The following is a 14,239-nucleotide window of genomic DNA, read 5'->3' as shown; positions in this document are numbered from 1 at the left end:
CCGGAACTTGAAACTATTCTTCCCATTCAATTTTTAAATCTTTAATCAGGGTCGCTCCGCTGCCAACGGTTCCTGTGTGCTGAAAGCTTAACCCACCAAAGCTGTTCGGTTGAATTGTGGTATCTATGTCGACGACTCGTTTCACTTCCGACTCCTCATGTTCCGAGAAATAGTCGAACAGGTTTTCGGCATGGGCAATCAGTTTGTTGCCTTTTGTTGCCACTGTGATTTGGCAGTTCGGACGGTAGCAGGAAGCTGAAACACCTTCGCTAATTGGGGTGGCCACGCCGTTTTCGTATTTCATGAAAACGAAGTCAATTGCATCACCGTATTTGGTGGTACGAACCAGGCGCAGGGCATATCCGGTCATCGTTTTCACATCCATTTTAATGCCGATATCCATGTATTGTGCTCGGGCCGAACTAAATCCTTGCCCGGCAGTTTTGGATGGCACAGCAGTAAAGCTGATTTTCATGTCGCCGAAGGAATCGCCAACGGGTTCGTAGCGGAGTCGCGCCCCTTTGGTGTTTTGCACCAATCCCGAATCCTGAGCCGCACCGTTAATTCCCGGTCCGTAGTACCAGGGATCGCGGCTATTGTCGGCTTCCCAATACCACTCGTGGGTGTCGGCTGGCGCATAGCTGTCGAGTGCCCAAAAGCCGGGGAGCACTTGAGGCTGATAAGCTGTTGCCATATTTCCCAGATTCGGAATTACTATTTTCGAATCTTGTTTGACGTCTTTCGCGGTGATGGCTTTGGCATAGACGGTTGTCTCCGGCCCTCCCGGATGACAGCGCAGGTGCTTTGGCGAGACGCTGGCCATGAGATACCAGCCAATGTCGCCAGCGGAGAGCTGGAAGCTTTTCATGGGCTTGTTGAAACGCGAAACAGCGATTGGGATCGGGTTGGAACCTTTGGCATCCGAGCAGCGGTACCAGCTAATCAACGACTGGTCCTCGTAGGGCATATCCAGTTTGTAGTTCACGGTTAGCGTTCCGTTGCCATCGTTACTGATGGTTGGTTTTTGTATGAAAGCAGGAGCAGGTAAAAATGATGGTGCCACCGAAATAACAGCAGCCGATTCCAGTCCCGCATCTGTTGAGGCATTCACGATAACTTCAACCGTCTCGTCTTTCTCGTTGGTCGGGATCACAAGGCAAGTGCCATCTTTTTGAACTTCCAGTTTCACGAGGCCTTTGAATTCCGGCGCCAAAGACCAGCTGATTGCTTGTCCGTCCAATTCAAAATCGCCAAAGCGATAAGCGGTAGCAATCAGTAGGAGGCTGTCTTTCCCTGTTTCCAGCTTTTGACGCGTTGGTTTTACCTGCAACATCGTTGGTAGCATGCTGTAGTTTTTTCCGTCTTTTGCGGCTGCTTTTTCTACCAAGTCTTTTATGCCCATGGGATCCCAGCCGTCGTTGCCGCGCAGCAGATTGTAAGTATTGTAGAAGCTTTCTCCGTCCAGGTTGAGGCGATAGGCCTTCAGCACCTCTTTGCCGGTCATATCTACGGTGGCAAATGAGTTGTTCTTGTCCATGAAAACAGAATCGCCATTCAATTTAACCTGGTATTGGTAGTAACGTGCTTCGGTAGCCGGGAGGTCGCGCCAGCCCAAGTAATCAACCAGTTCTCCGTCAAAGCGGCTGTCGACGAGCGCCACGGGGCCGGTTCCTTTGACCAGATATTGAGAGCCGCGAGTCAGCACGTGCATGTCGCTGTTCAGAAAAACGGCGCCGGTGCCTACGGTATGACCGAATGGCTTGCTGCTGTAAAAATCGAGTGTACAGTTCAGGTAAACGGCAGAACCATTCAAGGCATCGTCGGTCGACTCAAAATGACAGCCATCGAAGAGCGTTCGCTTGCTACCCCAGAATGGTCCAGTGTTGAGGCGGCTGATGAAGTTGCAGTTTCGAGCTAAAACTTTGTCGCCATCGGAAAAAATCAGCTGCGCTTGCACAATGGCTGAGCCTCGTTTGGGACGGTTCAACTTTGGGTTGAGCGGATAATCGAGGTCGATATTGCAGTAGTTCCCAAAGGTGATGTTTTCGGCGGTCAGTCCGTTGCCTTTGATGTTGAACAGAGTGAAGTTTCCTTTGGATCCCATCGTTTGTCCACGGTTTGCCGCCAGAACGACGTTGTCAGGAGCGTTGGACAAGCCGTAAAATTTCAACCATTCACACGAGAATTCCATACCAAAAGGTGTGCTGCTCCCTTCTTTCGGAACGCGTACTGCAGGATCATCCGGATCATCAACCCAATACACCCAAGGTGCGATGTAGATGGTCATGGGCTCAGTTTCGGTGCCATCGGTCAGATTATCCACAGCGTCTTGCAACGTATTGAACACATAAGGATATCTGGCCGCTTGTTCGTCTGTCAGTGATCCATCCAGGTAGAACGCTTTAGGGCCCAGTGCAACTTTTTCACCTTTGTAGTTCAGGCTGTTTCCGCCAAAATCTATTTCCGGGTTCAGCGCATTGACTGTTTGTGCTTGCAGTGACGCTGCAAAACCAGCGACAGCCCAGCAAAAGAGCATCGTTTTTAGCAGGTTTTCTATTCGTTGTTTCATGGGGTGTTATTTTTTGTTTTTCAAGTAATTCAGTAGTAGGTACATATTTCGGATGTAGTCGCCGGTCGAGATGTATTCCTGATCTGTTGTGTCGCGGTAGGGCGAGGTGTCGGTCTCGTCACCCACATAGGTTGACGAATACTCACCCGTCGTCTCCGTTTTCGTTCCGTCGCCAATATAGGGGTGGCTGGTCATGGCATGTTTGGTCAGCCAGCGGTTCTGATCATCAAGCGAATTGATAATTTCCAATGCTTGTTTAGCTGATGGGCTGAAGTCAAAATCGACCCGGCTTAAATCGTAGTACGATTGTGGCGTTCCTTCTTGCTCAAACTTACCGGGAAGCAGGGGAGAATCTTTTGTTGCTTCTTCCACCGGGATTGAAGTCAGTCGGGCATATTCATCTTTTAACTCTTGCAGCGGCACATGGGATTTCCCGCCATAGTGCCCAAGCAGGTGTGAGTCGTCTTCGTCGAGATAATAGCTGCCATATTTTACGTTCGATCCTTTGCGGTGAACGAAGATTGGTTTTTGCGTGGCCGGATCAACAAACATCGGGAATTTCCGTTCGCCATCTACTTTGTTAGCTGGGAGTTGAACTGATTCAATCCATTTAATGGCTGCCGGTAGAGGAGCCAGGTAGCGTGTGTCGCCGGTTAGTTCGTAAAATTTGAGCAGGAGGAAAGCATTTCCGCAGGTTGCACTGGGGAGAAGGGCAGCAGGCTCATAGGTTCTGGCCCCGGCGGTCTCCATGTCCAGCGTCAGCTGTTGCGCCCAGGCACCGCTTCCATCCTGCGAGATGAGGTAAAAATCCATTCCTCGGTGGATGGGTTTCAGCAGGCGCGCTTCGCCAAGGGTTTCGTAGCATTGAATCAGGAAGTGGACGTTTTCCCAGGTCACATCGTCGTTGAAGGTGTAATAGGAAGTATAGTCGGGATGTCCTTGTTTGTTGAAATCGTACATCAGCGGGAAACGCTGTGGCCAGCCACCCTGCGGATACTGGCTTTTCAGAATGAAGTCGATCGCTTTGTCCAGGGCTGGTTTAAATTTGGGATCCAGCTTTTCGAGGTAAATGCGCAAGAGGAAACGGGCAGCGTCGGAAGTAATGTCATCGTCGAAGGTGGAGTTGCCGTAGTAGTGTTGAAATTCTTCGAGGCGCCAGCCGTTTTTGCCAATGGTGGCGTACCATTGTTTGAGCGACCGGTCGCCGGCGAAGTCAACCATGTAGTTCCAGCCCCCTTCGTTGCTTTGTCCCCAGATGACTGCGGCCGCGGCTTTTTCGGCTGCCTGGTAGTAGTAATCGTCGCCGGTTTGTTCGTAGGCTTTCAGGAAAAGGTGTCCCATGCTAATGGTGCCGGGATGTTGCAGCCAAATCATGGTGGGGTAGGCTTCCATTTCGCCCCAGCGGCGGGAGAAGTCGGGCAGGTAATTCCAGACATATCCTCCGTTGGTGCTAACTTCTTCGACCATATAATGCGTCGCTTTCAGCATGGTCCCGGTAATTTGTTCGTCGGTTGGTTGATCCTGTGATCTCGCTGTTGAAAATAGCAGCGAAGCTGCGAGTAGCAGTAAAAGTTTGGTTTGTTTCATTGGTTTTGTTTGCTCTGTTTTCAGCTCAGAAAGATTGAAGGACTGAGGGATTGAAGGCTTGAATCAATCTTTTTCCCATTTACATCAATCTTTTCGGGCTTTTTAGGTTAGAAGGCCATAAAGTCAATTGGTTTAATGGCTTGTGGCGTTATTTTGATTTTGTAAATGGCTCCTTTGAACCATGATCTTTTATCGATGCGGGTGCCGATGGAAGTGGCTCCACTTTGAATTGGTAAAAAGGGAAAATCTTCCGTCAGTTCCTGTGTGCCGTTCACAAAGGTTGTCATACTGTTGGGAGTAACAACAAAAGCTACGTGGTACCATTGACCTAGCGGATGGGTTAATTGCTCGTCGATCAGTGCTTTTTTGTTCTCGCCCGATTTGGCATAACCGTCGAAATACCAGTTCCCGTTAACTGCGCGGAGCTCGAGTAACATGCGGTCGCCGCGGTCTTCACCAATATGGAGCATGCGTTGTTCAAAAGGAGCCTGGGTTGAGTCGGGGCAGAAAATCATTTCGACAGTGAATTCTGTCAGTCCCTTCAAAGGCAACTCGTCCAGCCAGAGTCCGTCGTCTTCTCCATCAAACCAAACAGCCTTGCCATAAGGGGATTCTGTAAGTTTTGGGTTGCCGGTTGTCTCCGCAATCAATTCACCCGATTTTAGCAGATCGGTAATAATCCAATTGGTATTTTCTTTTTGGTTGTTGTGGGATGGGCGGTTTGATGCATTCCCAAAGCAGCTGGAAAATAAAACAAGAAATGAAAATATCGTTGTTGAAAGGCTCATTGAGTAGGGTTTTGTGTCATCGGTTTTTCATTAAAACGAATAACCCACCACCAATCGGCGGTGGGTTATTCGTTTTCTAATATAACCTATAAATCAAGAACGTTAATTTTGAGAGAATCCATAACCGTTGCTTAGATCACCGGTCGAAATGATATTCGGGGTATAAGGCCACAAGTAAATAGGTGCACTTGTGTAGTCGTAATCCCAGAATAAGTAGGTATAGTACTCATCATAGTTGTCAAGCAATTCTGCTCCCCAGTCTACTTGAGAATAACCATCAGCTACTAAATCAGCTGCTTCAGTGCTATTCGGGTCAATGTAGGAAAACAGCCCTTGAATAGCCAGGTTGGTATTCGTACTGCTATAGGTAAAGCTTAAACCATTGCTTGAAGCGATACCTTCCCAGTCATCGTTTTGACCTCTCCATGCTGGATAAAGAACAGGGTCATCTTCTTCACCTTCCGGGCATTGAGTTGTCAGACGATAGCCGTAGGTTGCTTTCGCATCAACTAACTTTGTATAAACATAGCTTGAAATCGTGTTGCCATTTTCAAATGTGTAGTAGCCATTTGTTTGCAAGCCGTTCATCATCGCAAGAGTCATCTCTTTGATGTTTTGGATAGCCTCAGGCAGCAATCCGGTACGGATCAGTGTCCAACGACGGTCACCTTCTGCTGCAAATTCAAATCCACGTTCCTGAATAATTGCTTTAAACAAGCTACCGGAAGCACTAATAAACTCATCAACGTTTGCTTCTCCGTCAGGGAATGCACGTTCACGAATCATGGTCAAGTATGTTTTCGCAGTTCCTGCATCGCCGGTAACAGCACAAGCTTCGGCGTAATTCAAATAAATCTCAGACATACGCATGTATGGTCCATGAATACCTGAGGTCCGTTGTTTCAGCACATAAGGTGAAGCCATCCGGTTTTCATCCCATTTGTTGAAGGTAATACCACCACCATTCGCTTTAGAGTTCGGTGTAAACGGAATCAACGTCTCGATACCTTTGCCGGTACTACCGGTTACGCAAGCACTGACGTCCCGGCGTTTGTCTTTCGGATCAAACATCCCGTAGTAGAATGCCGGATTAACACGGCCTTGACCGTATGACTTACAGGGATAAGCTTTGCTGCTTCCACCACTTGAAACGCGTCCATATGAGTAAGGGCGAGAGTCATTACCAACACCTTGCGTCATGTTGTACTCATAAATTGATTCATCGGCATATTCCAGGTCATTCATTTGCTGGAAGAAATACTGGTATGGGTTGTCGAAAACCTGGCCATTTTTTCCGGTTGGACGTGGGTCGCTAGAGTAGAACATTGCACTTCCCGGATTATCGATACAAGCTTTTAAGTATGTTTTGGCAGTTTCGTAAAGTGTCAGGTAATCAGAACGACGTCCGTATTCGCTATTGTTATTGGAAGTTCCCATTGTTTCGAAAGACAATATGTTGCCCTCACCGTCTTTGTAGAAATCGGAACCTAAATCAGTACGGCGGGTTTGGTAACCTGCAGCATCCAAACACATACGTCCAATCAAACCTTGTACAAAAGTACGTGAAAATACATTCTTTGCAACGGTTGAATTTTCTTCAACACGGTACATTAAAGGCTCAACTGTTTTTAATTGGGAAATACAAACGTCATAAATGGAGTCGCGTGGTGACAAACCTACAGCAGCAACGCCGCTTAGGTAAGCGTAGGGAACATCTCCGTAATAACGGATTAATTCGCGGTAAGCAACTGCGCGAAGAGTAACTGCTTCCCCATAAAGTTGACTCAAGTCTGAAGCTTCATCGGCGCTCATAAACGTTTCAAATTCAGCAGTGCTTTCCATGGCATTGATAATGGAATTTGCTTTGGCGACACAGCTAAACAAGTAAGTGTAAGCGTTGCTTTCGGTTTGATAGGACAATAAACCATAAGTGCTGGCATAAGTACCGTTTTGGTATAAACATTCTGGATAATGACGCCCAGGTTGGTTTGAAAATGATTCCGGGTGTCTTTCGATGTCAGAACCGGTAACTTCGGTAGCATAAAACAATCCGTCGCCAAAGACATATTGTGAGGCAGTAGATCTCCATTGTTCATAGGCTCCATCCATTGCAGCACGCGCAGTCTCTATATTTGAAAAAACAAATTCAGCGTCAACAACCGAAGGAGAGCTTGTTTCCAAGAAACTTTCACACGATGTGAATATTGTTACTATTGATATCAATAGCACTTTACATATCGATTTCTTCATTTTTATCATCTCCTATTTTAATTAGAAAGTTAGGTTCATACCAAAAGTATAAGTTCTCGCTTTTGGATAAGGATTGTAATCGTAGTTTGGAGTTGGGAATCCGTTTACACCGTCGGTGTCAGTATTCACGTCAGGATCCAAACCTGAGTAGCCTGTTAGGCAGAAAAGGTTTGTGCCGGTGAAATACAAACGTAAATTCTGAATTCCGACTTTTCCGGTCATGCTCTTAGGAAGGGTGTAGCCGATCGTCAGGTTTTGGAGGCGAAGGTATGAGGCATCTTCAATGAATTCAGAAGAACAGATACCGTATTCTGAGTAGTTCAGTGCATATTTAGCATTTTTGTTCAGCTCGTTCAATGCATCGGGATCGGTTACAAGGTACAAGTCACCGTTTGAATCAATGTCGTACACTTTATAGGTGTCTTTTACAAAGGCCAGGCGGTTTGCTCCAAGACTGTTGTCTTTATTACCCATCATGCTGTACATGGCATTCGCGTTATAAATGTTACCTCCAATTTGATAGGTGAATGCAGCACTGAAATCCAGGTTTTTGTAAGATGCGTTAAATGAAAAACCTCCGGTGTGTTTTGGCATGGTGTTGCCAATCTCAGTTGCATCATCGCTATTTACAATCCCATCGCCGGTAACATCCTTAAATTTAACAGCACCGGGGAAAGCAATTTGTCCGTCTGCCAAGCTAAAACCGCTGGTCAAATTGGCTGGATAGTTTATGATCGTTTCAATATCAGGTATACCATCTTTTAGTGTGTATACGCCATTTGTATAGTTGAAGTCGTCAACAGTGTAGAATCCTTCTGCTTTAAACCCTTGGATTACACCCACTGGTTTTCCTTCGCGGATAATGTAGTCGTAGTATGGAAGGCGCATACTTGAACCCCATCCGGTGTGTGTATCGGCCAAAGCTTCATCACTCAACTTGTCAATATTGTTGTGGTTGTAGTTGTAAGATGCAGTTACATTCAAGTTGAAATCGTTGGTACGGACCAAGTCAATGTTGATTGCCAATTCGATCCCTTTGTTTGATGTCTGAGCTACGTTTTGGAACTGGTACTCGTAACCAGAAGTAGGGTCAACCGGAACCTTCATCAGGATATCTTTGGTTGTATTCCAGTAAGCATCAAGACTACCGTTCACTTTGTTATTGAAGAATCCAAAATCGATACCTGTATTTCGAGAGAGCGTTGTTTCCCATTTCAAGTCAGGGTTGGCTAACACTTCGCCAGGAACGTACGTCGTGATTGTATTACCGTCAACAGTAATTTGTTCGGTTGTCCATGTTTCTTTCCAAAGATCCGAATTGATGTTGTCGGCACCTGAAGTTCCAAAAGAAAGACGAAGTTTCAGGTTATCCAGGAAATTTCTGGTGCTATCCATAAATGGCTCTTCAGAAATACGCCAGGCAAAAGCACCTGCGGGGAAATAGGCCCAATGATGGTTGGACGCGAACTTAGAGGACGCATCTGCACGGAATGTACCTGTGAATAAATAACGATCCAGATACGAGTAGTTTGCGCGACCAAAGAAGGATACGGATCTAGATGCTGTTCCCATTGTATTGCTGAATTCATCAATATTCGCTGCATAGCCGACATTTGTCAAATTAATCTGACCGAATGCATCGTCCATGGTAAATCCACTAGCATATCCGGCACCTTTGATATAGGTTTCATCTGAGTTTGAATTCAGTATTTCATTACCTACAAGGAACGATAAGTTGTGATCGCTGTTCATGCCTTGCACTTCGTAATTTGCCGTTGAAGCCCAACGAACAGCAAATCCGTCTTTTTTGGTGAGTTCTGCAATTTTATAACCGGTTTCCAAACCATTGTCCCATTCCTCTGTTTGACTATAATTACGGCTTAATGATAATTCTGTTTTTAAGGTTAATCCCTTAAGCGCGTTCCATGTTAATGAGCTGTTACTACGAAAATTTTGCTTTTTAGCGATGTTTTGGTAGTTATTGACGACATCAACAACGTTGTAGTATTCATCAACATAAGATTCACCCTGACCTAAACCGGTGGTGTAGGTTGGATCACCCAGTGGATTGTCAATTGGGCGGTACTGGTAGGCTGAAGTTGCCTTGTCAAATTTAGCACCATCTGTTTCTGTTTCCAAGTAACGAATGTCTTCAGCAAAGATTAGTTTGTCGCTGATTTTTTGTTCGACTTTTAAGTTGGCATTCCAACGTGAGTAACCAGAATTAATGCGAATACCTTCGTCGTCCATGTAGTTAATGGATGCGAAAAGTTTGGTTTTCTCAGTACCACTGCTTATGGATAAGTCATGGTTAAACGGCATAGCAGTCCGCATAATATCATTGATGTAGTTGTGCGAACTTACATTCTTGTATTCATCCAAATGATTTCCATAAGAAGAACCTAAGCCAAAGTATTGTGCAACACCATCACCGTATGATGAACCATAAGCTGTTGCATAAGACCAGTTCCATAACACGTAATCGTAAGCATCCAAAACATCAAGTGTTTTGGGGTTTGTTTTGATTTGATAGTACGCATTGTACTTCACTGTTGTTTTTCCGGCTTTAGCACTTTTCGTAGTCACCAGGATAACACCGTTTGCACCGCGTGCACCGTAAATAGCAGTCGATGCTGCATCCTTCAAAACGTCGATACTTTCGATGTTGTCGGCAGGAATATCGTTGATGTTACTTACCTGGATTCCGTCGACAACGTAAAGAGGTTCGCTTGATTGTGTAATTGAGTTACCACCGCGAATACGAACAGACATTGTCGCTCCCGGACGACCGTCCTGTGAAATTACGTTAACACCAGCTAAGCGCCCTTGCATCGCTTGTGCTACGTTAGCCACCGGAACTGCTGCAATTTGCTCTCCTTTAACAGAGGCAACCGAGCCGGTGATGTCTTTTCTTTTTGCAGTTCCATAACCAATCGCAACAACTTCTTCCAAGCCGATTGTCTCTTCTTCCAGTGTAACATTGACCTGCGTTAGTCCGACGGTCGAAATTTCCTGAATTTGCATACCAACAAAAGAGATTTGCAGAATTCCGTCGGCTGGTACATTGGAGATAGAATACTTACCGTCGAAATCGGTAATTGTACCGTTCGTTGTTCCCTTTACAACTACAGTTGCTCCCGGAATAGGCTCGCCATTTGCACCGGTTACAACACCGGTAATTGTTTTCGTTTGTTGAGATACGGCAGATGATCTGTTTGATTCGTTTTGTCCTTTCAGGATTATTTGACGATCAGATATTTCATAATTGATACCTGCCTGTTGAGCAACCTGTTCAAGAATGCTTTCCAACGTGGCATCCTGCGCTTCAATTGTTACGCGTTGTCCTTCAAGGATCTCGTCCTGATATAAAAAGAAGAAATTGGTTTGATCTTCAATTTGCTGAATTACCTGCTGCACAGGTACGTTTTTCAGCTTCAAGTTTAGCATTGAATTCTGGGAGTAAGAATTTCCCCAGCTCGTTACAAATACTAAGAAGGAAAATAGAAAAGTAAGCTTCATTTTTCTTAGAGTTAATCTGGAATCCTTCCATGCGAAAGGATCACCCATTCGTGATTTTTTCATAAGTTTGCTACGTTTAATTATTAGTACAAAGTAATTTAAACAATTCTGGAAGCTGGATCAGGTGTTGCCGCACCTGGCCGGCTTTTTAATTTATCAGATATTCATGTTCATTAATTTTTTTGATTTTAACACCGGAGGTAATCGATAAAACTCTCAGGGTTTCGTCAGCGTCATCTTTTAGTTTAAGTTTTCCGGTAATTTTTTTGTCTACGATTTTCGGATTCTCGATATAAATATTGATGTCGTAGTATCGCTCAAGTTTTGAAATGATCTTGTGAAGGTCAACACTCTCGGAATTGATGTAGCCCAAATGCCAGGCCGTATAATCAGTGGTGATCACCTGTTTCAGGTCGATTGTTTTGGTGGTTTTATTGTAGCACATCATGTCGTTCGGTCGCATGCCTGTTTTCGATTGGAAAATGGAGAACTCGTTTTTGTCGATATTCACTTTTCCCTCGGCTAGCACCACCTCAATTTTATTTTCAGTAGGATAGGCCGACACGTTAAATGTCGTTCCTACAGCGGTTACATTTATATCGGTTGTTTTAACAATGAATGGACGATTGGGATTATGTGCCACCTGGAAGTACCCTTCTCCAATCAAAAATACTTCTCTTGTCTCTCCTTTAAATGAAGGCGGAAAAACCAATCGAGAACCAGCATTTAGGAATGCTTTTGTACCATCAGCTAAGGTTACCGAAGAATTTTTTCCGTAGGGAACGACCAGTTGGTTCATCAAATTATCTTCAGAAAGCGATTGAGAGATGGTGTCGGTGTTGTCGACGATAACAGTACCGTTGTTTTCGTATCGGATCATCGATTTTTTCTCGTTCACGATGATGTTTTTTCCGTCAACCAGAATCAGGCGCGACTCCGAGCCGTTATAATAGGAGATATCGGAAAACTGTCGGTTCATTTCGTCAATAGCCGAGCGGTATTTTCCCTGCGTAATAAAAAGACCAATGCCGAAAAACAGCACGGCGATCGCAGCATATTTGAACGTAGAGATAGCGATCCGCTTGAAGTTGTGAAGCTGTTTTTTTTTGTGGATTTTTTGCAGTATTTGTGGAAATGCCGATTCGATGCGGCTCTCTGCGATATCTTGTTTGGATTTCAGGCGAAGTAGTATCAGCCTGGCTTCCCGAATAATTTCAACTTCAGCAGGATTGTTTTTCTGAAAGTCCTTCCAAAAGTTGTCGTTTTGTTGATCGGGCGCATAAACCCAACGCACAAATTCGGTATTTTCAAGATAGGTTAGTAGTTTTTCCATGGTTTCGTTTTCGTTACCGGCTATATGGTCGCGAAAGGGACAAAACATGGACAGAATTTTTTAACTTTTTTTTACAAAAATGTAGAGTAGTGTTGTAAATTCTTCGCTATCAAGTGATTCTCGGAGTGATTTCAGTGCCCGATAAATTTGTTTTCGGGCCGATTCGACGCTGATTAAAAGAACTTCCGCAATTTCGGGGTAGTCCAATTCTTCCTCAAATTTGAGGTAAATGATTTCTTTTTGCTTTTTCGAAAGCTGGTTGATCGCTTGCGTTAAGCGCACATTCGTTTCTTCCTCAATTTCAAAATTGATCATGTTTTGCTGAGCGTCGTACTCAATTTCAAAATTTAACTCTCTGAAATTATCCAGGCCCAAGGTTGGTATCCGCCGGCTCTTATCGAGTTTTTTAAGGAGGTTGTTTTTTAGTGCGACAAATAAATAGGCTTTGATGTTTTTAATGTTTCCTGCGAGTTTTTCCCGCTTCAAATAAAGGTCGACAAAGACCTCCTGCACGGCGTCGTCCAACAGCTGCTCATCGACGCTGAATTTACGGCCGAAACGGAAAAGGTTTTCGGCATATTGGTGGTAGATTTGCGTGAAAGCGTCCTGATCTCCTCTCAAAAATGCCTGCCAGGTGTAATCCGATGTGTTTTCGACACGATGAACGTTATGGCTGCTGATTGACATGCTGCAAATATAACAATCACAAACGTCTGTTTGGAGGACGAATCGTTAAATTGACGGGTGATTTCGGGTATTTTGAGTCTTTCTAATGAAATCTTAGCTAATTTTAGGAATATTTTAGAAGGTATGGAAAGAAGGGATTATTTGATGGACCAGATCAACGAATTGGGTCTGTTTATCGCGAAACTGTTGGGGCGTCTGCGTAACATGGAGCAGGAACAGGAAGAAGGTGATCTGTTACTGGCGGAAGCAAAAGATGCTTTGGTGGTACAATTTGGATGGGAATTGGAAGACCTGCTTTTCATGGATGATGCGGCTTTTATTGGGCTGATGGAGGAAAATTTGCTGGCCGAAGATCACTATGAAAAGCTGGCAGAAGTATTCCATGTTCTGGGAGACCATGCCTTGGAGCACCAAACCTTACTTCGAAAAGAACTTTATTACGAAAAAGCGTTGTGTTTGCTCAAATATGTCGACAAACAAAGCTCCAATTATTCTATGATGCGCCGGGATAAAATCGTCGCTTTGGAAGTTAAAATGAAGTATTAAAGTTTCGCGCCGTATTTCAATACCGATTCCAATCCTTCCTCCAGCCTGAATTCAGCTGTTTCCGTTCCGGCCTCTCTCAACGCCGCCGTAAAGCCTTCGTTCATCATGCGTCCGGCGGTTAGCGGGAAATCCAGTAATTGCGGGAAATTATTCGGGTTATCCGGGTTTTTATAAAATTCAACACAACTGCTCAACTTCATCGATAAATAAATACGGCAGGCCATTGGCCGGGCAGCGTAGGCCGAGCAAGCACCTTTCTCCAACAAGGGGCAGGGGCTTTTGTATTTTAAAACCTGTTCTTGTGAAAGTGGCGACGTTTTTTGATTTTTCTTTTCAGCTTTCTGCTGAGCCTCGTCTTTCTGCTCGTTGGTAAAATTGCTCTTGATGAAATTTCCCAGGTAATGCAACTCATACGAATTGGCGTATACAGCCTGGTGGCAACAAAATTCACATCCTTTTTTGCAGTCAACCGATATGTTTTGTTTCCTGGCCATGGCAAGGATCGAGTCAATCAGCCCGTCGATTGCTTGGTACATTTCGGATATGTAGGCCAAAAACATCGGTTCGTTTTTGGTGTGTTTTGCCGCTTCTTTACCTAAACGGTAACCATCTTCGAAAAATAACTTTTCGTGTTCTGATAAATTGCCCGGAGCCATATTGAAATATTTTGAGGCAAAAATAAAACATTGATCCTGATAAACAGGATTGGACCCAAAATTTGTTCGACTGCTTGGCGCACACACCGGATTTTGAAATTAAGCTCGAAAATAAATGTACTTTTTACTCAAATAAATTCAATTCTGTTAAAGTATTGTTATGTAGTATTTTATGATTTTATTTTTTTTCGTTGCACGAATTTTTGAGGTAATTCCGTGATTTTTAATTTGCTTTTATAAAATTGATTGATGATATTCGCAGAGAACTAAACTACCGTCGGAAAAGCTTATTGAAAGCGATTTT

At 44.5% G+C, this 14,239-nt stretch carries 9 protein-coding genes; 1 reads left to right on the top strand and 8 read right to left on the bottom strand.

Annotation, left to right across the window (positions count from 1 at the left end; all coding sequences use genetic code 11):
• Positions 1–13: 13 nt before the first annotated feature.
• The 7 genes from BC643_RS06485 to BC643_RS06455 all read right to left on the bottom strand — a co-directional run bounded on the left by BC643_RS06485 (position 14) and on the right by BC643_RS06455 (position 12,733).
• Positions 14–2,569 carry a PemB family protein gene (locus BC643_RS06485; RefSeq protein WP_120272319.1) on the bottom strand — a complete coding sequence of 852 codons (2,556 nt, stop codon included), beginning with the start codon at positions 2,567–2,569 and terminating at the stop codon, positions 14–16.
• A 6-nt stretch (positions 2,570–2,575) separates the two neighbouring features.
• The gene (locus BC643_RS06480) at positions 2,576–4,156 is read right to left on the bottom strand and encodes a pectate lyase (RefSeq protein ID WP_120272318.1); all 1,581 of its coding nucleotides are present in this window, start codon (positions 4,154–4,156) and stop codon (positions 2,576–2,578) included.
• A 107-nt stretch (positions 4,157–4,263) separates the two neighbouring features.
• Entirely contained in the window at positions 4,264–4,944 is a 681-nt protein-coding gene (locus BC643_RS06475; RefSeq protein ID WP_120272317.1) for a LamG domain-containing protein, read from the bottom strand.
• Between the two features lie 102 nt (positions 4,945–5,046).
• The gene (locus tag BC643_RS06470; RefSeq protein ID WP_120274176.1) at positions 5,047–7,194 is read right to left on the bottom strand and encodes a RagB/SusD family nutrient uptake outer membrane protein; all 2,148 of its coding nucleotides are present in this window, start codon (positions 7,192–7,194) and stop codon (positions 5,047–5,049) included.
• A gap of 21 nt (positions 7,195–7,215) precedes the next feature.
• Positions 7,216–10,641 (bottom strand): TonB-dependent receptor, encoded by a 3,426-nt coding sequence (locus tag BC643_RS06465; RefSeq protein ID WP_120272316.1) that lies wholly within the window; start codon positions 10,639–10,641, stop codon positions 7,216–7,218.
• Between the two features lie 220 nt (positions 10,642–10,861).
• Positions 10,862–12,046 carry a FecR family protein gene (locus BC643_RS06460; protein WP_170154482.1) on the bottom strand — a complete coding sequence of 395 codons (1,185 nt, stop codon included), beginning with the start codon at positions 12,044–12,046 and terminating at the stop codon, positions 10,862–10,864.
• Between the two features lie 60 nt (positions 12,047–12,106).
• Positions 12,107–12,733 (bottom strand): RNA polymerase sigma factor, encoded by a 627-nt coding sequence (locus BC643_RS06455; protein ID WP_120272314.1) that lies wholly within the window; start codon positions 12,731–12,733, stop codon positions 12,107–12,109.
• Positions 12,734–12,856: 123 nt separating this feature from the next.
• Between BC643_RS06455 and BC643_RS06450 the strand changes: the two genes are divergently transcribed.
• Positions 12,857–13,279: a hypothetical protein gene (locus BC643_RS06450; protein ID WP_147377154.1), complete on the top strand. Its 423-nt coding sequence runs from the start codon at positions 12,857–12,859 to the stop codon at positions 13,277–13,279.
• Here BC643_RS06450 and BC643_RS06445 read toward each other — a convergent pair.
• Positions 13,276–13,935, bottom strand: a complete 660-nt coding sequence (locus BC643_RS06445) for a YkgJ family cysteine cluster protein (RefSeq protein ID WP_120272312.1) — start codon at positions 13,933–13,935, stop codon at positions 13,276–13,278. The genes BC643_RS06450 and BC643_RS06445 overlap by 4 nt on opposite strands.
• Between the last annotated feature and the right edge of the window lie 304 nt (positions 13,936–14,239).

Origin of the sequence: Mangrovibacterium diazotrophicum (assembly GCF_003610535.1) — a bacterium.
Taxonomy (GTDB): Bacteria; Bacteroidota; Bacteroidia; order Bacteroidales; family Prolixibacteraceae; genus Mangrovibacterium; species Mangrovibacterium diazotrophicum.
The sequence above is the reverse complement of the archived record's forward strand: the minus strand, read 5'-3'. Positions and strand labels throughout refer to the sequence as shown.